Below are 22,277 nucleotides of genomic sequence, written 5' to 3' on the forward strand. Positions count from 1 at the left end.
GCGGTTTGCGCTGCCGGATCAGTGTCCGGAGAAAACCAGTGTCTGAATCGGTAGCAGCAGCGCCTGGATCCTCAGGATCATGGCATGAACGAGCCCGACCGCGTCGACCGCATGCAGAGCGACCCTTTTGACTGAGCCGGTGTCCTTCGCCTCGATGCGATCATGGTTGCTCGAATAGGCATTGACGATACAGCTGCTGCCCGGCGTCACGCCGTCGAGCCCATCGGGATAGAGCGGCTCGAGAAATGTCAGGATCGTGCCGGGCTTGGCAATTTGCTGAACATCGATCAGCTGCTCGCCGCCGCGAAACTGCCCAGCTGCGATAAAATCCTGCAGCCCGGTCACCACCATCGGAATGATGACCCAGGGCTTTGAGACGCAGGTGGCCTCGGCAACCATGCCGACCTTCATGATCTGCGCCTCGATCTGGGAGAAGCCGGCCTGCAGGGAGGAGCGCCCGGCCTCCTCGGGGATCAGGACGCCGCCCGCGCGCATGTTCGGGTTGACGAGATCGCCGGCACGAAGCGCAAATTGTTCGACACGGCCGGTGAAGCCGGCCCGGATCACCGTCTTGTCGATATCGATCTGGGCCAAAGCCAGGTCCGCCTGGGCACTATCCCTCTCTGCCGGAAGCTGCGTCGAGATCCGGATCTGCGCGGTATCGCGCGCCGCGGCTGCCGAGTTCACAGCGGCTTCTCGCCCGGCGACGCGGACCTCCAGCCTCTCGATCTCACGCTGCGCGACGACATTCGCGTTCCGTCGCATCAATTCCTGCTTGGTCCGCAGTTCGTCCTGTGCCTGCTGGAGGTCGCTCCTCGCCTCCTGGATCTTGGATTCACTCGAGGCGAGGTCGGACCGGGCGACAACAAGCGCTGCCTCGGTCTCGGCAATCCTGCGGCGGGCGGTCTCGGCTGCCGCTTCCTGCGCGCTGCTGTCGAGACGGAAGATCGGCGCGCCCTTTTCGACCCTGCCACTGAGCCCGACAAAGACCTCGGCGACCTTTCCCCTGTTCTCCGGCATGATCGGCACGGCCCTGAAGAACAGGGTCGCGTTCGTGGTCGAGGGATGATTGTAGAAGACCACCGTGATCAACCCGACGGTCAGCATCGCGCAAGCCGTGATGCCCCAGCGCAGTTCGAACCAGACCGAGAAGAGCGTGATCTCCTTGCCGATCCGACGGCCCTGACCGTAGCGGCGAAACAGGTAGTCGGGCAGGATCGTCAGAAGCGAGCAGAACAAGAGCTCAAGCATGGGAGGGCTCCTTCTGCTCGGCGTCGCGCTTCGACGCGCGATCGGCGTGCGTCTACGAGGGATTCAACCGACGAAGTGGCTCAACCGGTGGGCCATCGCCGCGGTGATGGTGACTGCTGGCACTTCATTTCCACGAACGCTGGACGACGTCGCAAGAGGCTAGTGCTTCTCGACAGCGTCAGCAATCACTCACTCCAGACGTTTCGCGCTTGCAAGCAGCCGGCCAGCACTGCCGCGTCGATCTCCGAGCGGCGCCCGTCCTCGTCGGAACGGATCTTCTCTCCGGCGCGAACGAGCGTGCGCCAGTTCTTGGTAATCAGGTCGGCTGGGGAGGGCGCTAGCGGGCAGCCAGTGCCGGCGGTTTCTGCGCTCGAACCGGACAGGGTCTTGGCCAGGACCTCAAGGGGGCAGTGTCTGGAGCCGATCGGCCGGCGTCTCCGGCCACGGAGGCCAACGGGGACTTTCGGCCCCTTAGCGGACGTCAAACGACCTTCGCCAACCAGCCGCGCAGCAGTGCGAGATCATCACCGGTCAGGGCGTGGCTGGAATTCAGGCTCTGGTGATCGACAATCGCCCCTGCGCGACGCAGTTGCGCCGCCATCTCGATACCGTCTTCCGCCCGCCTGCGAGCATCATGGGTCGCATCGACGACGAGCACCGGCGTGGCCGGCAATCGTGTTTCCCCTGGCGTCGCGAACGGCGAAAGCGGGCGCAGCAGCGCGGCTCCCCTGACCAGATCGGGAAAGAGCATCACCAGGGCGGCAGTCATGATCGCGCCGTTAGAGAACCCGACCAGGATCGGTTTGCTCCGGCCAGGATGCCTTGCGACGATCTCTGCCATGAAGGCTCCGAGAGCCGGCGCTTCGGCCCGGATGCTGTCTTCGTCGATGCTTCGATCGGGCAGGCGCCTGAAGAATGCATGGCCGCCCTCCCATGCGACCGCCCCGCGCAGCGAGAATGCAGCCGCGCTCGGAGCTGCAGCTGCCGCGACGGGAAGCATGTCCGTTTCGTTGCCCCCGGAGCCGTGGAGCAGGATCAGTGGCGGCGCCGATGGATCGCTGGGCTCAACGAAACTGAATTGCATGGGGTCAGCGGGCTTCGACCTGTGGAGTGGATCGGCAGAGATCCCACAGGCATGACGATGGCGTGTCAGCCTGGCAGCCATCTCCGACATTGCGGCAGATGCTGACACTGCCGCGGGGCGACCCGGATGGCGTTCACGGGGCGGCGTGGCCCGCCTCTATCCGCTGACTCGCGTCGCCTGGGAAAGCCGACGCATCTCGGCGTTCTCGTGCAGGTGCCGGCCGGGCGCGGCATTGCCGATGAGCGTGACGATCGCGTCCGCCACCGTTTCCGCAGGGATGGCCCCGTAGCGGGACAGCGGGCCGAGCATGATCGGGGTGAGCGCCGCGAAGATGCGCTGGCCGATCGCCTCCCAGACGCGCCGCTCCGCGCGCCCGCCGAGAAGGAAACCGGGCCGGATCAGGTCGACCCGCGCAAAGCCGAGATCGGTGACCGCCCGCTCGATGGCGCCCTTGGTCTGCAGGTAGAAGCCGGGGCCGCCGGCGCCCACGGCGGTCACCAGGATGAACTGCCGGGCCCCAAGCGCTCGCGCAGCCCGGGCGACGGCGAGCACATAATCATGGTCGACGCGGAACATGGCCGGCTGCGACCCCGCCGTGCGGATGGTCGTGCCGAGACAGGATATCGCGACGTCGATGCCGTCGGGCGCAAGTGGCTTCAGGAACGCCTCGGGCGTTTCGTAGAGCTGCTCGAAATCGACCTCATGCCCGGACGCGGACGCTCCACGGCGCACGAGGCTGACGAGATCGATGTCGGGACGTGCGGCGAGCCGGGCCCGGACAAGGCTGCCGACCAGTCCGGTGCTGCCGGCGAGGAGGACGTGCTGGGTCATGGCGGGGAAGGCCTGGTCACGGAAGACTTGGGCAGGCAAGGCTTGGGCAGGGAAGACATGGGCAGGGGCTCCTAGCTCACGGCGACCATGGCCATTATTCCGAGCGCCGGTCAACGAGGGGGGCGGCGGGCGGGGTTTCGAGCCTGGGGGGCGTTCGACCCTGGCAGAGGCGGACCACGCTACGCCACCTCGGTCGCTCCTGTCTGCCGAGATCGGCGACACCGGCATCATCGCCACCATCAATCCCTCGGCCGGCCGGATGCGCGATTCTCGGGGCCCCGTTTTCGGGAGGCCAGCAATAGCTGTGGGGCAGGATGAGTTGAGCGATGCGGCCGACAAACACGCGCCATTATCGACTGGCCCTGTACGATTTCGCCGTCCACGGGTGTCAGTGCGCGGCGAGGCCTGTCTTCACGGTTGAGGTTTGCTCATGTCCAGGATCCGTCACGCCCAATTGAACCCGAACGCACCGGGCGCCAGGTTGCGCCTGCGCCCGTGGCGGATGGAGGACCGTGAACTCGGGCTGGCGCTGTTCGAGAGCAATGTGCCCCGCTACTTCGCAGCGGCCGAGAGGCCCGATTTCCTCACCTTTCTCGACGACATGCCGGGGCCCTATTTCATGCTGGAGTCGATGGACGGCGAGGCGCTGGGCTGCGGCGGCTATGCCGGCGGGGGCGAAGACCCCTCGGTCGCCTTCCTATGCTGGGGCATGGTGCGGGGCGACCTGCACGGTCGACGGCTGGGCGAGCGCCTGCTGAGCGAACGCTTGGCGCAGATCGCCGCGGAACCGGTGTTCGAGACGGTGATCATCGAGACCACCCAGTATAGTTGCGGGTTCTTCGCGCATTATAGCTTCGTCGAAACCACCCGCGTACCGGACGGCTTTGCGCCGGGCATGGACCGCGTGGACATGACGCTGCAACTGGACACATACCGACACGCCATGAGCACGGTTGAGATCGCTGCGCCATCAACGTGAACAAGGCTCTTATGGTTTGACCGCATCGTCTTCGTGAGCCTCAGTGCCGAACAAATCGGGCGGCCACGTGTTCCCCACGCGTTCCCGAGGAGGCGGCAGATCAGGCCGCCTCGAGCTCAATGGCACTGTGTGAGGCCACTGGCTCGCATCAGGAGGCGGAACGCCGGGCATTCCTCACCGGATTTCTGGGCATGAGTCTTGGCCTGGCCCTCGCTTTGCGGCCCCAGGGCGCGCAGGCCGCCCCACGGCTCCAGGCGCCCGAGGCGCCAAACGCAGATCTGTCTGATCTGACGCTTCCGGACGGAACGCCATTGGATTGGGCCCAACAGCGTGGTTCGGATTGGGATCGCCGGCATCACCGCCCGCCGCAGCATCGCAGACATCACCGCCGCCATCGGCGCCAGCTCTGCCGTGTGCATCGCGACAGCTTTGGCAGGCGCATCCGCCGCTGCCATTGGGTCTGATAGGGGCCGGCTTTCAGCGCGTGAAAAAACGCTTTCCGCTCGTGCGAGGCTGGCCCTTGCCCGACCCTGACCGCGACCTGTCGCGGGCGCCGCGGCGTATCAATGGCGACAGGGCAGGGTGGTGCCGTGAGACATGCTCCGGCTCATCCTTTCACTCGCGAGCCGGTGCCTTCGCACCGGTATGGATGGTCTGGCTCTGCGAAACGTGGTTGGGGGCGATGAAGCCATTGCGATAGAGCAGCGCCCCGGCCTCACCGCCTGTCAGGAAGGCAGCAAGCCCATACCCGCGCTGCCCGGTCCCGCGCGCGACGGCCAGACCATAGGACGCCGTCACCGCGCAGCCCTGGGGCAGATCGACGGGCGCGCAGGGGCCGGAGGGATCAAGCCCCCATGTGCCGGATTGGTAGCCGAGGACGATATCGGCCTGTCCCGTCTCGATCAGCCATGCGGCCGGCGCGCGCCCCGCCGGAACCTCTGACGCAAAGCCGCCGCCGAGCAGCCGGCGAGCCTTGGCGGCAAGCAGCGCGCCGGCGCCCGGCCGCAGCCGGTCGATCCGCGCGAAGACCATCTCGGCATAATCGCCCGATGGGTCGGCGCCCGGCGTCGAGGTCGCGAGCATGAGCGCCGGATTGAGCATGGCGTCGATCAGCCCGGCGGATTGGATGCCGAAATTACGGCGGACGACCGCACAGAACGGATTGCGGGCAAAGCAGATCGGCTCGTCGAACAGGCCAGCTTCGAACAATCGGCGGGGATGGTCCAGATTGGCGGACGCGAAGACATCGGGCGCCGCGCCGGCTTCGATGCGCTGGCGCAGCAGTCCGGCCGGGCCGAAGAGCGCCTCCACACGGATCGCGTGGGCCTGCTCGAACAGCGGCAGAATCTCCCCGAAAGCGCGGCGCAGGCTGCCCGCGGCATAGAGCCTGACGGGATCGGCGGCGGCGACCTCACTTGGCATGGCGGTCTCCCGGAACCGGCTTGCCGCCGTGCAAGACTTGGTCGCGCAAGACCTGGTCGCACAAGACCCGGCTGCGCAAGACCTGACTGCGGAAAACCGGGGCGAAGGCAGTCAGTTCCCGGCCCTCGGCTGTAAAGCGCAGAAGGCGCACCGGCACCTTGTAGAGTTCCGCGAGATGGGCCTCCGTCATCGTCTCGGCCGTGGGGCCGATCAGATGCCGTTCGTCGTCGCCMATCAGCAGCACCCGGTCGGCGATGGCGAGGGCGTGGTCGGGATGATGCGTCGTGAACAGCACTGCGAGCTGCCGGTCGTCGCAGATGGTGCGGATCAGCGCCATGACCTCGTCCTGATGGTGCAGGTCGAGCGCGGCGGCGGGCTCGTCGAGCAGCAGGATCGGTGTTTCGCCGGCGAGCGCCTGGGCGATCAGGACGAGCTGCCGCTCACCGCCGGAGAGCGACGTGAAGGCGCGTTCCGCCAGCGCCGCGATGCCGAGTTCGGCGAGGCAGGCGGCCGCGATCTCGCGGTCGCGTCGGCCGGGTGCCCGCAGCAGCGGGGCATGCCGCGTTCGCCCCATCAGCACGATCTCGAACGCGCTGTAGGAAAAGGCCGGCATGAAGGCCTGCGGCACGAAGCCGACGGCGTCCCCGACCGCGATGCGGCCGGCATTGGGCGCGATCAGCCCGGCGATGGCGCGCAGCAGCGTGGATTTTCCGCGCCCGTTGGGGCCGAGCACCGCGACGATCTCGCCCGCAGAAACCGTCAGGTCGAGCGCGCGGAACTGCCAGCGCCGGCCGTCATAGGAATGGCCGGCCTGCTCGGCCCGGATGCGGGGTTCAGCCATGGCCGCGCTCCGAGCCGGTGGCGCGCAGGAAGACGAGGGCGAAGACAGGCGCGCCGATCAGCGCCGTCAGGATGCCGAGCGGGATCTCGCTCTGGCTCAAGCTGCGCGCGACATCGTCGACCAGCACCATGAACAGACCGCCGGCAAGCATCGCCGCCGGCATGAGGGCGCGATGGTCGGGGCCGACCAGCATCCGCGCCAGATGCGGGATGACGAGGCCGATCCAGCCGATCACGCCGCTGACCGCGACCTGGGCCGAGACGATCAGCCCGATCAGCGTCAGCACGAGCCAGCGCGTCGGCTCGGTCCGGACGCCGAGCGCCCGTGCCTCCTCCTCGCCCAGCGACAGGATGTTGATGCGCCAGCGCAGCAGCAGGAGCAGGACGGCGCCCGGCGCAAGCAGCCCCAGCATCAGCGCGAGCTTGTCGTAATCGGCGGTGGCGAAGGAGCCGAGCAGCCAGAACACGATGCGCGGCAGCTTCTCCTCGGCGTCGGCGAGATATTGCACCAGGCTCACCAGGGCGCCGAAGAAGCCGCTGACGACGACGCCCGCCAGCACCAGGACCAGCATGTTGCGCCGCGCCACCAGCGCGTTCAGCGCGTAGACCATCAGCAGGGCCAGCATGCCGAAGAGAAAGGCGAGCAGCAGCAGGAGCCCGCGCGGCCCGCTCAGCAGGATCGCGAGCGTGCCGCCGAAGGCCGCCCCGGTCGAGACGCCGATGATATGCGGGCCGACCAGCGGGTTGCGGAACACCCCTTGCAGCGCCGCCCCGCACAGGGCCAGCCCCGCCCCGGCCGCAAGCGCGGTCAGGACGCGCGGCAGCCTGACCGTCAGCACGACATGGCGCTCGATCGCATCCGTGCCGTCGAATGCGAGCAGGATCTGCCCGACACGGGCCGGTGAAATGCCGTAGCGGCCGATGCCGAGCGAGACCAGCAGGACGAGCACGAGCGCGCCTGCAAGAAGCGCCAGAACAAGGCCGGGGGCGGCGCGACGTCTTGTGCGCGCCACGCGGCGGTCGGCCCCCGCCGTCAATGGAAAGAATCGTAGCCGGTGCGGTAGAAGCGCCTGTAATAGGCGTCCGCCTCGGCCTGCATGTCGATATCGGCGAAGCGGTCGGGATAGAGCTTCTTGGCCATCCAGAGCTCGCCCAGCGCCATCGCCTCGGGCATGGGATAGCCCCAGGCCTTGGCATATTCCGGCATCAGGTAGATGCGGCCCGCCTTGACCGCCTCGATCGGCTGCCAGGCCGGGGCGCGCCGGATCTCCTCGACCACCTCAGGATAGCGCTCCTGCACGAAGATGACGGCGGGATTCCATTTCAGGACATCCTCCATCGTCACCTGCTTGAAGCCCTGCAAGGCGGCGGCGACATTGGCCGCGCCGGCACGGTTCATCATGATGCCGGTATATTTGCCCGAGCCATAGGTGTTGAGGTCGGGATTGGCCATATAGGCGCTGACGCGCTGCCCCGGCGCGACCGAAGCGAGCCGCTGTGCGACCAGCTTGCGCTTGGCCTGGGCATAGGCGACCAGCGCCTCGGCCTCGTCCTTGCGGTCGAGCACGGTACCGACCAGCCTGACGCCCTCGGCGAAACCGCTCTCATAGGCCGCCTGCTCATCGGCGACGACGGGGCTGACCTTGGTCGCCTCGCCCGGCGGTGCGCTCAGCAGCGAGATCGCGATGACGGGAATGCCGGCCTTCTCGATCTGGCCGATCATCTCCGCCGGCGCGTAGTTGGTGACGAAGACCGCGTCGGGCTTCAGCTGCAGCAGGGCCTCGATATTGAGCTTGGTCAGGCCGCCCGGCATCGGCAATTTTGCGAGCTCGGGAGCAAGGCGGACATAGTTCGCGCCGAGCTGCTGCTTCCACTGGTCGAGGATGCCGGCGAGCTTGCCGGTCGCGTTCATCTGGACGACGAGATTGAGCGTCTGGTGCTGGAGCACGACGGCCCGCGAGACAGTGTCGGGCAGCGTCACCGTCCGCCCTAGCTGGTCCGTGACGATCCGCTCGGCATGGCCGGACGTCGCCATCAGCGGCGCAAGCAACAAGGCGAGGAGAAGAGCCGGGACGCGCGATCTCATGACTATCCTCCCGCAAGCCGATGAAGCGTCGGACGTGCAATGCCGGGATGCCGGATCGGCATCGAGGCGCTGTATTCAACCGGGAATAGCGTGCGATGCCTTGGGCGGCAAGCTGGCTGGAGGCTTGGTTCTTCAGCTTCCGCCTCCTCGCTCCACAGCGGCTTCGCCCTCCTGAGTCGGCTTAACGTCGCCCTAACGATCTAAGTCCATGTTTCTCCAAAGCCTTGCCTGAGAGACATCCATGCCGACCCGCCGTTGCTTTACCATGTCTGCCTTGACCTTTGCCGCTGCCGGGCTCGCGGGATGCGGCACGAGAAGCAGCGTCGGCCTGCCGGCTGTTTCCCCAGCCAGAGCGAGCCCGACGCGTACATTGGCGCGGCCGAACTACGCCGAAGTCTATACGGATTATCCAGGTGAGCGGTTTGCGGTCCGGACGGTGGATTATCGAAAGGTTGATCCGGCCTATCTGCGCCAGACCGTCGAGCTTACGCGAGAGGAGGCCCCGGGCTCGATCATCGCCGATCCGGCCTCTTACCATCTCTATTTCGTCGAAACGCCCCGCGTTGCGACCCGCTACGGCGTCGGTGTTGGACGTGAGGGCTTCGCCTGGTCCGGCTTGGCGCGGGTCAACATGAAGCGGGACTGGCCCGATTGGGTTCCGCCCCGCGAAATGATTGAGCGTGAGCCAGCCATCAAGGCCCAGCTCGAGAAGACGCCGAGGGGCCTTGGCGTGCGCGGTGGCCCCAATAGTCCGCTGGGCGCGCGTACCCTGTATCTTTTCGGGGAAGGTCGGGATCTTGGCTACCGAATTCACGGCACTCTGGAGCCCTACAGTGTTGGCACCAACGTCTCGTCGGGCTGCATCCGGATGATCAATCAGGATATCGTGCATCTCTACGCACGCGTCGCCCCCGGAACGCCTGTTACCGTACTGGCTGCGTGACACTCGGCTGGGCGGCGCGGCGCTGTTCACGCCGCGACCCGTGCTCGGCTCCGACGGTCGGCCGCATCCGGGTTAGTTCCCAGGGGCCTTTCCCGCCTGCGTGTTGCTTTCGATCTGCGAGACGTGGTTGAGGGCGATGACCCATCCATTGTCGCGCTTGCGCATCAGGCGGGTGTTGACGCCGGTCTGGTTACCCGCCGCGCGCACCAGCTTGTAGTCGCTGATCAACTGGGCGGCATCGGGCCCCAGCATCTCGATGCGGATGTTCGAAAAGGCGAGCTCGCCCTGCGAACCCGGCCCGCCGCCATAATCGGCGATGTAATGGTCGAGCGTTCCCTGCCAGTCCTTCTGGATGCGGCCGCGCGAGACGAAGATCACATCGGGATTGGCGAAGCCAGCCATATAGCCCGCGAAATCGCCGCGGTTCCAGGCCGCCTGCATCGTGGCGATCACCGCACAGATCGCCTCTTTCTCAATGCTATCAGTCATTTGGAACGTACCTTTCAGAGCGCGTCAGAGCGCATTCTTGGCGACGGCCTCGTCTTCCTGACGCTGCCGTTTGATCAGGACTTCCTGGGCCGCCGAGACGAGATGGCGGCGCAGCGCGTTTTCCGCAGTCTTGGCGTCCTGATCCAGGATCGCGTCGACGATCTGCTGATGCTCGCGGCAGGAGCGCTTGATGCGTCCCTTGTCCTTGAGCTGGAATTTGCGGAAGGGCGCGAGCTTCAGCCGTAGCGTCTGGGCAACCGCGATCAGGTCGCTGTTATGGCTGCCCTGGAAGAGCAGGCTGTGAAACTGCGTGTTGAGCTCGGTGTAGCCATCGAGGTCGCCATCGTCGGCCAGCGCATTCATCTGGCGGTGCAGGCTTTCGAGTTCGGCCCGCTCCCGCATCGTCATCCGGTGTGAGGAGAGCCGGCCGCAGGTCGCCTCGAGCTCGGCCATCGCCTCGAACATCTCGTCGATGCGCTCCGTGGAAATCTGCGTCACGACCACGCCCTTATAGGGCTCGCGCTCGGCCAGCCCGCGGCCGCACAGGATATGCAGTGCTTCCCGGACGGGCGTGCGGGAGACGCCGAACTGCAGGGCGATGGAGGCTTCATCGAGCCGGGAGCCCGCCGGAAATTCGCCGTTGATCACAGCCTCTTCGAGCTGTTCGGCGATGAAATCACTGCGACTTTTCTTGGTGGCGGCCGGCACGTCCAGCATCGCGCGATCTTCAATTCCCAAGCTCGCCATCCCCTGAGTTGACCATCTCGGCCGATCCCGATGAGTACACAATCCTATTGCAATGTAGACAAAAAATATACAAAACGAGCCGCTCCCGCATGAGCAGCGGCACAAAATCCTGAGGCTTGTCTAACATCCCCGCGTGGATCTCCGGCCTTGTCGACAGCCTTCCTCAAGGCGGTCGCGGATGGCTGGAAATGAGGAATTGCCATGACTTTTACGACGCGACCGGAACTCAGGGGCACATTCGGAGCCGTTTCCTCGACGCATTGGCTTGCCTCGACCGTCGGCATGTCCATCCTGGAAAGGGGCCACACCGCCTTTGACGCCGCGGTCGCCACCGGTTTCGTCCTGCAGATCGTCGAGCCCCATCTCAACGGCCCCGCCGGCGAGGTGCCGATCATCGTGACCCCGGCCGGAGCCGATCAGCCGATCGTCATCTGCGGGCAGGGGCCGTCCCCTGCGAAGGCGACCATCAAGCATTTCAAGGATCTCGGCCTCGATATCATTCCGGGCACCGGCCTGCTCGCCGCCTGCATTCCCGGCGCATTCGGCGCCTGGCTGACGCTGCTGCGCGACTACGGCACGGCCGAGCTCGAAGACGTGCTGGCGCCCGCGATCTATTACGCCAGGACCGGCCACCCGCTGGTGCCACGCATCGCCCGGACGATCGCCTCGATGCGCGAGCTCTTCGAGACCCATTGGCCGAGCTCCGCGGAGATTTACCTGCCGGGCGGCGTGGCCCCTCAGTCCGGCAAGCTCTTCCGCAATCCGCAGATCGCGGCGCTCTACCAGCAGATCCTCGACCACGCGAAATCGGCCGGGAATCGCGAGGCACGCATCAATGCGGCGCTCGACTTCTGGTATCGCGGCCCGGTCGCCGAGCGGATCGAGGAATTCTGCGCCACGCAAGAGGTCTGGGACGTCTCGGGCCGCCGCCACAAGGGCCTGATCACCGCCCAGGACATGGCTGACTATCAGCCGCAGATCGAAAAGCCGGTCTCCGTGACCTATGGCGACTGCGAGGTCTTCAAATGTGGGCCGTGGTCGCAGGGACCGGTCCTGCTGCAGATGCTGCAGATCCTCAAGGGCACGGATATCGCCGATCTCGATCCGACAAGCGCCGATTTCGTGCATCTCGTCGTCGAGACGGCCAAGCTCGCGATGGCCGACCGCGATTCCTGGTACGGCGACAGCTCCGATGTACCGATCAAGGCGCTGCTCTCCTCCGGCTATGCCGATATCCGCCGCGCGCTGATCACGGGTAAGGCGTCGATGGACGTCCTCCCCGGCACCCCTGAGGGGCGCAATCCCAATCTGCCGCCGCTGCGCACGGTTGGCACCATTGCACAGCCCGGCCTTGGCGGCGGCGAGCCGACGGTCGCCCGCGAAGCCAAATTGCCGAATGACAGGCAGGGCGAACCGGCACTGACCCGCGAAGGCGCCCAGCGCGGCGACACCGTGCAGGTCAGCGCCGTCGACCGCTGGGGCAATATGGTGTCGGCGACGCCGTCCGGCGGCTGGTTCCAGTCGAGCCCGGTCATTCCCGGTCTCGGCTTCAGCCTGACGACCCGCGCGCAGATGTTCTGGCTCGAAGAGGGCCTGAACTCCACGCTCGCGCCGTCGAAGCGGCCGCGCACGACGCTGACGCCGTCGACCGTCTATCGTGACGGCCAGCCCTACATGGCCTTCGGCACGCCGGGCGGCGACCAGCAGGATCAATGGCAGCTGATCATGCTGCTGCGCCATCTCCACAAGGGCATGAACCTGCAGGAAGCGATCGACGCCCCGTCCTTCCATACCGACCATCTAGCGAGCTCCTTCTGGCCGCGCGAGATCAGCTTCGGCGCGGTCACGCTCGAAGACCGCTTCCCGCAGGCGGTCCGCGACGATCTGGCGGCGCGGGGCCACAAGATCACCGTCGGCGACGCCTGGTCCGAAGGACGCCTCTCGGCGGTCGCCCGCGAGATGGATGGCGATGTGCAGCTGGTGAAGGCCGGCGCCAACCCGCGCGGCGTCCAGGGTTATGCGGTCGCCCGCTGATCCCGACCCGCTGACCCCAATGAGACAAGCATTCCGGAACAGGAGAGGGGACTATCGATGAAACCGACTTATCTTGCACTCGCAGCCAGCCTGACGCTCGGCGCCATGGCCGTGACGGTGGCGCCCGCCGCCGCCCAGACCGTTCTCAAGATCGGCCTGCAGGACGATCCTGATACGCTCGACCCCGTGTCCAACTGGAGCTTCGTCGGCCGCCACGTGCTGCAGTCGCTCTGCGACAAGATCGTCGACATCGACCAGAACGGCAAAATCATCCCGATGCTGGCGGCCAGCTGGGAATGGAGCGCAGACAGCACCGTGCTGACCCTGACGCTGCGCAGCGATGCCGTCTTCCACGACGGGACCAAGGTCGACGCCGCGGCGATCAAGTACAATCTGGAGCGCGCGCTCACCTCGGGGATCTCGCGGCGCAAGGCTGAGATCAGCGCGATCAAGAGCGTCGAAGCCGTCGATCCGACCACCGTCAAGATCAGCCTCAAGGAGCCTTCGGTTCCGCTGCTCGCCGCGCTCAGCGACCGCGCCGGCATGATCATCAGCCCGGCGGCTGGTGCAAAGCTCGGCGACAAGTTCACCGATGCGCCGGTCTGCTCCGGTCCCTACAAATTCCTCGAGCGCGTGGTCCAGGACCGCATCGTCCTCGAGAAATTCCCGCAATATTACGATGCGGCGAAGTACAAGTTCGATCGCCTGATCTATCGCGGCATGCCGGATTCCAACGTCCGCCTGCTGAACCTGCGCTCGGGCCAGCTCGACCTGATCGAGCGTCTGGCAGCGACCGACGTGGACGCCGTCAAGGCCGACAAGGCGCTCGCCGTCGATCCCGTCGTCGGCCTTGGCTATTACGGCATCACCTTCAGCATCGGTGGCGATGGCGCCAATCTCGATGCCGGCAAGAAGGCCGCGATCCGCGAAGCCTTCAGCCTCGCGATCGATCGTCAGGCCATCAGCAATGTCGTCTTCGACGGCCAGGCCAGCATCGGCAACCAGCCGTTCCCGCCGTCGAGCCCGTTCTACGACAAGAGCTTCCCGGTTCCGGCCCGTGACCTCGACGCCGCCAAGAAGAAGATGGCCGAGGCCGGTGTGAAGTCGGTCAATCTGGAACTGCTCGTTCCCACCGATGCCGAGCGCCAGCAGGTCGCCCAGCTCATCCAGGCGATGGTCCAGGACATCGGCATCAAGGTCTCGATCAAGCCGACCGAACTGATGACGCTGCTCGACGTCGCCCGTCAGGGCAAGTTCCAGTCGCATCTCGTCGGCTGGAGCGGCCGCGTCGATCCCGACCTGAACGTCACCCCGATGCTCTCCTGCGGCGCCGCGACGAACGACGCCAAGTATTGCAACGAGGCGCTCGACGCGATCCTCGCCAAGGCCCGCTCGCTCGGGGACCCCGCCGCGCGCCAGGCCGAATACGCCAAGGCGGTCGCGATCCTGCTCAAGGACCTGCCGATCGTCTATCTCTACCACTCGCAGTGGATCTTCGCGCACAGCTCCAAGATCACCGGCCTCAAGCCCGCTCCGGATGGCATCATCCGCCTGGCTGACGTCAGCCGCAAGAACTGAGCCGGCACCCAGGAACCAAGAACTGAACCGGTACCAAGGACGCGATGAGCACCCCACTCCGATCCGTTCGGGCTGATGACGCATCCGCGTCCGTCCTCGACGTCAACAACCTGCGTGTCGCCTTCGAAGGCGACACGCGCACCGTGACTGCGGTCGACGGCGTCAGCTTCTCGGTCCGGAAGGGGCGCACGCTGGCGATCGTCGGCGAATCCGGCAGCGGCAAGAGCGTGACCTCGCTCGCCGTGATGCGGCTTCTGCCCGAGCACAGCGCGCGCATTTCCGGCCGCGTCAATTTCGATGGCCGCGAGCTGCTCGACGAGAGCAAATCAGGCATGCGCAGCCTGCGCGGCAACCGGCTGGCGATGATCTTCCAGGAGCCGATGACCTCGCTCAACCCGTCCTATACGGTCGGCGAGCAGATCAACGAAGTCATCCTGCGCCACCGCCCGATCTCGAAGAAGGAGGCGACAGAACGCGCCATCGCCATGCTGAAGCTGGTGCGCATTCCGTCGCCCGAGACCCGCTACCATCAATATCCGCACAATCTCTCGGGCGGCATGCGTCAGCGCGTGATGATCGCCATGGCGCTCGCCTGCGATCCCGAGCTGCTGATCGCCGACGAGCCGACGACTGCGCTCGACGTCACGATCCAGGCGCAGGTGCTCGAGCTGATGCGCGAGCTGCAGCAGAAGACCGGCACCGCCATCATCCTCATCACCCATGATCTCGGCGTGGTCGCGGAATCCTGCGACGACGTCATCGTCATGTATGCCGGCCAGGTCGTCGAGCAGTGCTCGGTCGAGGATCTCTTCACCTTCCCGCAGCACCCCTACACGGTCGGCCTGCTCGGCTCGCTACCGCGTCTCGACGAAAAGCGCGAGCAGCTGGTCGCCATCACCGGCACCGTGCCCGATATGGCCAATCCGCCCTCGGGCTGCCGCTTCCAGGCGCGCTGCCCCTTCCGCGTCGCGCGCTGCGCCGAGATGCCGGACCTCATCGAGGTCACGGCCGGCCATTTCAGCCGCTGCTGGCGTGCGCCCATGCAGGACCTCGTCCCATGATCCAGAGCGCCTCCAGCTCCCCCGCGGCCAAGCCGATCCTCGAAGCCCGCGGCCTCGGCAAGAGCTTCGTCGTCAAGCGCTCGCTGTTTGGCCGCCCGCTCGCGTCCGTCGGCGCGGTCGATGACGTGACCCTGTCGCTGATGCCCGGCGAAACGCTCGCCATCGTCGGCGAATCCGGTTGCGGCAAGTCGACGCTCGGCCGCCTGCTGATGCGCCTGATCGAGCCCAGCTCCGGCGAGGTCTTCATCGACGGGCAGGACGTCACCCACGCCAGCCACGCGGCCGTGCGCGCACAGCGCCGGCATGTGCAGCTGATCTTCCAGGACCCCTATGCCTCGCTCAACCCGCGCATGACGATCGCCCAGACGATCGCCGAGCCGCTGATGCTGCACGACATCGTGCCGGCCGGGCAGCGCGCCAGGCGCGTCGCGGAGCTTCTCGACATGGTCGGCCTGCGCCCGGAACAGGCGGACCGCTATCCGCATGAATTCTCCGGCGGCCAGCGCCAGCGCGTGGTCATCGCCCGGGCGCTCGCCTCCGAGCCGAAGGCGATCATCTGCGACGAGGCGGTGTCGGCCCTCGACGTCTCGATCCAGGCGCAGGTCCTCAACCTGTTGAAGAACCTACAGAAGCGGCTCGGTATTGCCTTCGTCTTCATCTCGCACGACCTCGGTGTCGTGAAGCACATCGCCGATCGCGTCGCCGTGATGTATCTCGGCAAGGTCGTCGAGATGGGCACCTCCGACGAGATCTTCGCCGCGCCGCGCCACCCCTATACGCGGGCGCTGCTCTCGGCCATTCCGGTCGCGGCGCCGCCGAGCCACCAGCGCTCGCGCGCGGCGAGACTCCATGGCGATCTGCCGAGCCCGCTGTCCCCGCCCGAAGGATGCCGGCTGCATACACGCTGCCCGCATGCGCGACCGGCCTGCAAGAGCGTGAGCATGGTGCTCGAGGTCGAAGCGGGCGGCCATGCCAATGCCTGCGCCTTCTGGCGCGAACTGCCGGCACAGGATGCAGCCGAGATTGCGCGTGAACCACGCAACCCGAAGCTCGAAAAGCTGTTCGCGGCCTTTGAAGCCATGGCTGCGCGGCCGGCCCAGACCGTGACGGAGGGCTGACCCATGTCTTCGCTTCTTGGACGCCGCCTTCTGCAACTCGTCCCGACGGTCATCCTTCTGTCGATGATCATCTTCTCGCTGCAGCATCTCCTGCCGGGCGACCCGGCGCTCGTGCTCGCCGGCGAAAATCCCGATGAGGCTACGCTGGCCGCGATCCGCGCCCAGTATCACCTCGATCAGCCCCTGATCGTCCAGTATCTCTACTGGCTGAAGGGCGTGGTGACCGGCGATCTCGGCGAATCCATGCGCCATAACCGCCCCGTCCTCGAGCTGATCCTGCTCAAGCTGCCGGTGACGCTGCAGCTCGCGGTCATGGGCATCCTGATCGCGCTCGTGGTCGGCATCACGGCGGGCGTCATTTCGGCTCTGCGCCCCAACAGCGCCATCGACTACACCACCAATGTCGCGTCGCTTGCCGGCATCTCGGTGCCGAATTTCTGGCTCGGCATCATGCTGATCATGTTCTTCTCGGTCCATCTCGGCTGGCTGCCGGCCTCGGGCTTCGTCAGCCCCTGGGAGGATCTGAAGATGAACCTCTCGACGACGATCATGCCGGCTTGCGTGCTCGGCACCGCGATCGCCGGCGTCATCATGCGCCATACCCGCAGCGCGATGCTCCAGGCGCTCGAAAGCGATTACGTTCGCACCGCGCGCGCCAAGGGCCTCAGTGAGTGGGTCGTCGTGTTCAAGCATGCGATGCGCAATGCGCTGACGCCGATCATCACGCTTGGTGCGCTTGAGTTCGGCGCGCTGCTTTCCGGCGCGGTCCTGACCGAGCAGATCTTCACGATCCCGGGCTTCGGCAAGCTGATCGTCGATGCCGTCTTCACCCGCGATTATCCCGTGGTGCAGGGCGTCGTGCTCGTGACCTCGCTCTTCTACATCGTCCTCAACCTGCTGGCCGACATCGGATACATCCTCGTCAACCCAAGACTGAGAAGCTGACCTGTGCTGACGATCTCGGAACCCAAGCCTTCGGCCAATCCCGTCGCGAACTTCTTCCGCGGCCGCGTGTGGCGGCGCCTGTCGAAGCGCAAGAGCGCGCTGGTCGGTCTCGCCGTCGTGCTGCTCATGGTCTTCGTCGCCGTCTTCGCGCCGCTTCTGGCGCCCTACGACCCGGCGGCGCAGAGCTGGACCGCGGTGCGCAAGGCACCCTCCGCCGCGCACTGGTTCGGCACTGATGAGGCCGGCCGCGACATGCTTTCGCGCATCATCTGGGGCGCCAGGGCCTCGCTGCTGGCAGGCCTGACCTCGGTCGGCATCGCCATGGCGATCGGCGTGCCGCTCGGGCTCGCAGCCGGCTTTCTCGGCGGCCTGGTCGACGGCCTGATCAGCCGCTTCACCGATGCGATGCTGGCCTGCCCGTTCCTCATCCTCGCGATCGCGCTCGCGGCCTTCCTCGGGCCCAGCCTGACCAATGCGATGCTGGCGATCGGCATCACCGCCATGCCGCTCTTCATCCGCCTGACGCGCGGCCAGGTGCTCTCGATCAAGGCTGAGGACTATGTCGAAGCGGCAAGCGCGGTCGGCAATCCGCAATGGCGCATCGCGGTGCGCCACATCCTGCCGAACATCCTGCCGCAGCTCATGGTCCAGGCGACACTGACGATCGCAGCCGCGATCATTGCGGAAGCGAGCATGTCCTTCCTCGGCCTCGGCCTGCAGCCGCCGGCGCCCTCCTGGGGCTCGATGCTGAATTCGGCGCAGCGCTTCCTGAGCAATGCGCCCTGGATGGCGCTCTGGCCCGGCATCGCCATCTTCGCAACCGTGCTGTCGTTCAACCTGCTCGGCGATGGCCTGCGCGACGCCCTCGACCCGCGGGCGCGCTGAGCAACGCGCTGCACCGCTCTCGCGGCATGCAGGAGCGGAGGCGTCCGGGGGGCAAGCTTCGCTATCCGGGAGGAGGGGGCCGGGCGCCCGGCCGCCGGTTCGGGTCTGTCCTCAGTCGGCTGCGCGATAGAAGGCGTGCAGCAGGCCCCCGATGACACGCTCGCCTTCGAAGGTCATGCCGATCCGCTCCAGAACATGTCTGGATGCCGCGTTGTTCTCCAGTGCGAACCCCACCAACTGCCGTGGGAGCCGATGCCGACGAGCCTCAGACAAGAGCGCTGACGCCACTTCGACGGCATAGCCGCAGCCCTGATGCTCCGGCGAGATGGCGTACCCGAGCTCCAGTTCGTCTTCCCCCCAGGCCGACCAGCCGGCCGTCTTCCGTGCCGGTGCCGCATCGTCGCCGAACGCGAAGCGGTGCGGCGCAGCAACGCGATCCGCTGGCGGAACGCCGAAACCGGCACGCCGCCGCCTCGGTGAAATGGCCCGGCTGAGCATCGACGCACGCCATGCGTTGACATTCATCGCGGGTCGATATTCTGTTATAAGACATAGTATTACATAATAAAAGAATGTGAGGGACCATGAAACGCCTGCTCGGATGCCTCCTCGCCTGCAGCCTGCTCACCGGACCGTCGCTCGCCCTCGCACAAGAGACCGGGGGCATCGCCACGGTGGCGACCGTCGGCGAGCCGCCGACCCTGGACCCGATGGTCTCGACCGCCGATCTGGTCGGCACGATCACCCAGCATGTCTTCGAGACCCTCTACACATTCGACAAGAGCTGGAAGGTGACGCCGCTACTCGCGGATGCGCTGCCCGCGATCAGCGACGACGGCAAGCGCTACACCATCGCGCTGCGGCCGGGCGTCAAATTCCATGACGGCTCCGAGCTGACCCCCGATGATGCCGTCGCCTCGCTGAAGCGCTGGATGAAGCTGGCCTCGCGCGGAAAGCAGGCGGCGGGCTTCATCGAGAGCGTCGAGGCCGCCGGCCCGGCCTCGCTCGTGATCACGCTGAAGCAGCCTTATGCACCGTTGACCTCGCTGCTCGCCTTCAACAACTCAGCCGCGATCATCATCCCGGCGAATAAGCAGAGCGAACCGATGAAGGAGTTCATCGGAACGGGCCCCTACATGCTGAAGGAGCGCAAGGCCGATCAGTACATCCAGCTCGTCCGCTTCGCCGGCTACAAGCCGCGCGACGGCCAGGGCGACGGCTACGGCGGCGCGCGGCGCGCCCTGCTGGACGAGGTCCGCTTCGTGCCGGTTCCGGATGCGAATACCCGCGTCGAGTCGGCCGTTTCCGGCCAATACTCCTATGTCGATTCAATTCCCGTGGAATCCATCGACCGGTTGAAGGGGGCGGCCTCGCAGCCCGTCCTGCTGAAGCCCTTCGGCTATCCCGTCTTCATCTTCAACACCGCCGAGGGCGCGGCGAAGAACGTCGCGGTCCGCAAGGCGATCCGCATGGCGCTGAACATGGAGGACATGCTGGCCGCGGCGTTCGGCAGCACGGAGTTCTACGCGCTCGACGGCGACATCTATCCGTCGGATTATGTCTGGCACACCGATGCGGGCGTCGCCGGGAACTACAATGTCGGCGATGCCGACAAGGCGAGGGCCGCCGCCAAGGCGGCCGGGTACAAGGGCGAGCCGATCCGCATCCTGACCAGCCGCCAGTACGAGTTCCACTACAAGATGGCGCAGGTCGCGACCGAGTATCTGAAGCTCGCCGGCTTCACCGTCGACATGCAGGTCGTCGACTGGGCGACCCTGACCCAGCGGCGGACCGACAAGGCCTTGTGGGAGATCTACATCACCCACAGCCCCTTCCTGCCGGAACCGGCGCTGATCGGCTCGCTGTCGACCAGCTCGCCCGGCTGGTGGGACACGCCTGCCCGCAAGGCCGCCGTCGACGCCTTCACCTCCGAAGCCGACCCCGCCAAGCGGGCCGTGCTGTGGGCGAATGTGCAGAAGACGATCTATGACGAGGTGCCCTTCATCAAGATCGGCGACTTCAACGCGCTTTCCGCGAAATCCGCGAAGCTCGACGGCGTCGTGCCGGCGCCCTGGCCCTATTTCTGGAACGTCACCCTGAAAAAGTGATCCCCCTTCGTCGACCGGCCGTGTGATCACGGCCGGTCGACGAGCAACGAGGCGGTCGGGCCATGGTCGGCTACATCCTTCAACGCATCTCCGGCATGGTCGCGGTCATGCTGCTCGTCGTCACGATCGTCTTCGTGATCGTGCGCGTCACGCCGGGCGATCCCGCCGCGGTGATGCTCGGCCCCGATGCGACGGCGCAGGACGTCGCAGATCTACGCACCAGGCTCGGGCTCGATCGCTCGATCCTCTCGCAATACGTGCTCTATGTCGGGCAGTTGTTGCGCGGCGATCTCGGCCAGTCGATCTTCCTGAACATGCCGGTGACCTCCGCGCTGCTGGAGCGGGCCGAGCCGACCTTCTTCCTGACATTGCTGTCGCTGGCCATCGCGAGCGTCATCGCGCTGCCCGTCGGCATCTACGCCGCCTATCGGCGCGGCTCCTTCCTCGACCAGGCGGCGACGACGCTCGCCATGCTCGGCGCGAGCATCCCCGGCTTCTGGCTCGGGCTGATCCTGATGCAGATCTTCGCCGTGCGCCTGCAGATCCTTCCGGTTTCCGGCTATGGCGGGCCCGATACGAGCCTTATCGAACGGATCCGGCACCTGATCCTGCCGGCGGTTGCGCTCGGGCTCGTCTCCTCGGCGCTGATCATGCGCTTCACCCGCGCCTCGATGCTCGACGTGCTCGGTGACGACTATATCCGCACGGCGCGGGCCAAGGGGCTGGGCGAGCAGGCCGTCATCCTTACCCATGCGCTCAAGAACGCGCTGATCCCGATCCTCACCGTGCTCGGGCTGACAGCCGCCGTGCTGATCTCGGGCGCGGTCGTGACCGAGACGGTGTTCGGCCTGCCGGGCGTCGGCAACCTCGTGGTCTCGGCCGTGCTGCGACGCGACTATCCGGTGATCCAGGGCGCGCTGCTCGTGATCGCCGGCCTGTATGTCCTGATCAATTTCGCGATCGACATGCTCTATCTGCTGGTCGATCCAAGGGTGCGCTACTGATGGTCGACCTCACACCCGATGCGCTGGCGCCGCGCCGCGGCCGGACCTTCCTGCGACAGCTGATGAAACGCCGCACAGTGGCGATCGGCCTCGCGATCCTCCTCGTCTTCGTGCTGCTCGCGGCGCTGGCGCCGCTGATCGCGCCCTATGCGCCCGGCCGGCTCTCGATCGTCAACCGTCTGAAGCCACCGTCCGCGACCTACTGGTTCGGTACGGACGAATTCGGCCGGGACCTCTTCTCGCGGATGCTCTATGCCGGCCGCCTGTCGCTCTCGGTCGGCGCCGCCGTCGTCGTCCTGTCGTCGCTGATCGGCGTGACGCTCGGGCTGCTGGCCGGGTTCTTCAAGCGGCTCGACACGCCGACCGCCCGCTTGATCGACGCGATGATGGCGTTCCCCGACATCCTCCTGGCGATCGCGCTGGTCGCGGCGCTCGGTCCATCGCTTGTGACGGTGATCGTGGCGCTCGCGATCGTCTATGCGCCACGGCTGGCGCGCATCGTCCGCGCTGCGACCCTGGTGATCCGCGAGTTGCCCTATGTCGAGGCGGCCCGAGCCTGCGGCAACACGACCTTCCGGATCATGACGCGGCATGTCCTGCCGAACATCGTCTCGCCGATCACGGTGCAGGCCACCTTCATCTTCGCCAGCGCCATGCTGGCCGAGGCCGGACTTTCCTTCCTCGGGCTCGGCGTCAGCCCCGATGTCCCGACCTGGGGCACGATGATCGCTTCCGGCCGGCAATATATCGGCCAGGCGGATTGGATGACCTATTTCCCCGGCCTCGCCATCGTGCTCGCCGTGCTGTCCCTGCAGATGGTCGGCGACGGCCTGCGCGACCTGCTCGATCCGCGGCTGCGGAAGGATCTCTGA

At 66.3% G+C, this 22,277-nt stretch carries 21 protein-coding genes; 11 read left to right on the plus strand and 10 right to left on the minus strand.

The window, feature by feature from the left end; all coding sequences use genetic code 11:
- Positions 1-18 precede the first annotated feature (18 nt).
- From AC1DGP_RS25245 to AC1DGP_RS25255, 3 genes are all read right to left on the minus strand, one after another.
- A complete protein-coding gene (locus AC1DGP_RS25245) occupies positions 19-1,251 on the minus strand; it encodes an HlyD family secretion protein (RefSeq protein ID WP_441507352.1) in 1,233 nt (410 codons plus the stop codon).
- Between the two features lie 481 nt (positions 1,252-1,732).
- Positions 1,733-2,425, minus strand: coding sequence for an alpha/beta hydrolase (locus AC1DGP_RS25250; RefSeq protein ID WP_441507353.1), 693 nt, complete (start codon positions 2,423-2,425; stop codon positions 1,733-1,735).
- Positions 2,426-2,491: 66 nt separating this feature from the next.
- Positions 2,492-3,166 carry an NAD(P)H-binding protein gene (locus AC1DGP_RS25255; RefSeq protein ID WP_441507354.1) on the minus strand — a complete coding sequence of 225 codons (675 nt, stop codon included), beginning with the start codon at positions 3,164-3,166 and terminating at the stop codon, positions 2,492-2,494.
- 430 nt (positions 3,167-3,596) lie between these two features.
- On the opposite strand from AC1DGP_RS25255, the gene AC1DGP_RS25260 reads away from it, so the two are divergent.
- Complete coding sequence (locus AC1DGP_RS25260; RefSeq protein WP_441507355.1) at positions 3,597-4,145, plus strand: GNAT family N-acetyltransferase; 549 nt, start codon at positions 3,597-3,599, stop codon at positions 4,143-4,145.
- Between the two features lie 615 nt (positions 4,146-4,760).
- Here AC1DGP_RS25260 and AC1DGP_RS25265 read toward each other — a convergent pair.
- From AC1DGP_RS25265 to AC1DGP_RS25280, 4 genes are read right to left on the minus strand one after another with little or no spacing between them, the layout of a single operon-like run.
- Complete coding sequence (locus tag AC1DGP_RS25265; RefSeq protein ID WP_441507356.1) at positions 4,761-5,567, minus strand: substrate-binding domain-containing protein; 807 nt, start codon at positions 5,565-5,567, stop codon at positions 4,761-4,763.
- Entirely contained in the window at positions 5,557-6,408 is an 852-nt protein-coding gene (locus tag AC1DGP_RS25270; RefSeq protein ID WP_476832639.1) for an ABC transporter ATP-binding protein, read from the minus strand. The genes AC1DGP_RS25265 and AC1DGP_RS25270 overlap by 11 nt, the downstream gene beginning before the upstream one ends.
- Positions 6,401-7,420 carry a FecCD family ABC transporter permease gene (locus AC1DGP_RS25275; RefSeq protein WP_441507358.1) on the minus strand — a complete coding sequence of 340 codons (1,020 nt, stop codon included), beginning with the start codon at positions 7,418-7,420 and terminating at the stop codon, positions 6,401-6,403. Before AC1DGP_RS25275 ends, AC1DGP_RS25270 begins: the two co-directional genes overlap by 8 nt.
- 20 nt (positions 7,421-7,440) lie before the next feature.
- The gene (locus AC1DGP_RS25280; protein WP_441507359.1) at positions 7,441-8,493 is read right to left on the minus strand and encodes an ABC transporter substrate-binding protein; all 1,053 of its coding nucleotides are present in this window, start codon (positions 8,491-8,493) and stop codon (positions 7,441-7,443) included.
- A gap of 241 nt (positions 8,494-8,734) precedes the next feature.
- Here AC1DGP_RS25280 and AC1DGP_RS25285 point away from each other — a divergent pair, with 241 nt between their 5' ends.
- A complete protein-coding gene (locus AC1DGP_RS25285; RefSeq protein ID WP_441507360.1) occupies positions 8,735-9,436 on the plus strand; it encodes a L,D-transpeptidase in 702 nt (233 codons plus the stop codon).
- 72 nt (positions 9,437-9,508) lie between these two features.
- Here the strand turns inward: AC1DGP_RS25285 and AC1DGP_RS25290 are convergent, their stop codons facing one another.
- Together AC1DGP_RS25290 and AC1DGP_RS25295 are read right to left on the minus strand one after the other, a co-directional pair.
- Positions 9,509-9,925, minus strand: coding sequence for a nuclear transport factor 2 family protein (locus AC1DGP_RS25290; protein WP_441507361.1), 417 nt, complete (start codon positions 9,923-9,925; stop codon positions 9,509-9,511).
- Between the two features lie 24 nt (positions 9,926-9,949).
- Positions 9,950-10,663, minus strand: coding sequence for a GntR family transcriptional regulator (locus AC1DGP_RS25295; protein WP_441507362.1), 714 nt, complete (start codon positions 10,661-10,663; stop codon positions 9,950-9,952).
- 210 nt (positions 10,664-10,873) lie between these two features.
- Here AC1DGP_RS25295 and AC1DGP_RS25300 point away from each other — a divergent pair, with 210 nt between their 5' ends.
- The 6 genes from AC1DGP_RS25300 to AC1DGP_RS25325 are packed head-to-tail and all read left to right on the plus strand — an operon-like array spanning position 10,874 to position 18,293.
- On the plus strand, positions 10,874-12,706 hold the full coding sequence (locus AC1DGP_RS25300) for a gamma-glutamyltransferase family protein (RefSeq protein ID WP_441507363.1): 1,833 nt from the start codon (positions 10,874-10,876) through the stop codon (positions 12,704-12,706).
- A 57-nt stretch (positions 12,707-12,763) separates the two neighbouring features.
- On the plus strand, positions 12,764-14,284 hold the full coding sequence (locus tag AC1DGP_RS25305; protein WP_441507364.1) for an ABC transporter substrate-binding protein: 1,521 nt from the start codon (positions 12,764-12,766) through the stop codon (positions 14,282-14,284).
- Positions 14,285-14,328: 44 nt separating this feature from the next.
- On the plus strand, positions 14,329-15,345 hold the full coding sequence (locus tag AC1DGP_RS25310) for an ABC transporter ATP-binding protein (RefSeq protein WP_441507365.1): 1,017 nt from the start codon (positions 14,329-14,331) through the stop codon (positions 15,343-15,345).
- Positions 15,342-16,463: an ABC transporter ATP-binding protein gene (locus tag AC1DGP_RS25315; protein ID WP_441507366.1), complete on the plus strand. Its 1,122-nt coding sequence runs from the start codon at positions 15,342-15,344 to the stop codon at positions 16,461-16,463. The genes AC1DGP_RS25310 and AC1DGP_RS25315 overlap by 4 nt, the downstream gene beginning before the upstream one ends.
- A gap of 3 nt (positions 16,464-16,466) precedes the next feature.
- Positions 16,467-17,408, plus strand: a complete 942-nt coding sequence (locus AC1DGP_RS25320; protein WP_441479972.1) for an ABC transporter permease — start codon at positions 16,467-16,469, stop codon at positions 17,406-17,408.
- 3 nt (positions 17,409-17,411) lie between these two features.
- Positions 17,412-18,293 carry an ABC transporter permease gene (locus AC1DGP_RS25325; protein ID WP_113511875.1) on the plus strand — a complete coding sequence of 294 codons (882 nt, stop codon included), beginning with the start codon at positions 17,412-17,414 and terminating at the stop codon, positions 18,291-18,293.
- 111 nt (positions 18,294-18,404) lie between these two features.
- Here AC1DGP_RS25325 and AC1DGP_RS25330 read toward each other — a convergent pair whose 3' ends face one another.
- A complete protein-coding gene (locus AC1DGP_RS25330) occupies positions 18,405-18,818 on the minus strand; it encodes a GNAT family N-acetyltransferase (protein WP_441507367.1) in 414 nt (137 codons plus the stop codon).
- Positions 18,819-18,877: 59 nt separating this feature from the next.
- Between AC1DGP_RS25330 and AC1DGP_RS25335 the strand changes: the two genes are divergently transcribed.
- The 3 genes from AC1DGP_RS25335 to AC1DGP_RS25345 all read left to right on the plus strand — a co-directional run bounded on the left by AC1DGP_RS25335 (position 18,878) and on the right by AC1DGP_RS25345 (position 22,277).
- The gene (locus AC1DGP_RS25335) at positions 18,878-20,401 is read left to right on the plus strand and encodes an ABC transporter substrate-binding protein (protein WP_441507368.1); all 1,524 of its coding nucleotides are present in this window, start codon (positions 18,878-18,880) and stop codon (positions 20,399-20,401) included.
- A 62-nt stretch (positions 20,402-20,463) separates the two neighbouring features.
- On the plus strand, positions 20,464-21,405 hold the full coding sequence (locus AC1DGP_RS25340; RefSeq protein WP_441491320.1) for an ABC transporter permease: 942 nt from the start codon (positions 20,464-20,466) through the stop codon (positions 21,403-21,405).
- Entirely contained in the window at positions 21,405-22,277 is an 873-nt protein-coding gene (locus tag AC1DGP_RS25345) for an ABC transporter permease (RefSeq protein ID WP_441507369.1), read from the plus strand. The genes AC1DGP_RS25340 and AC1DGP_RS25345 overlap by 1 nt, the downstream gene beginning before the upstream one ends.

This window comes from Allobosea sp. 05T433, assembly GCF_056396065.1.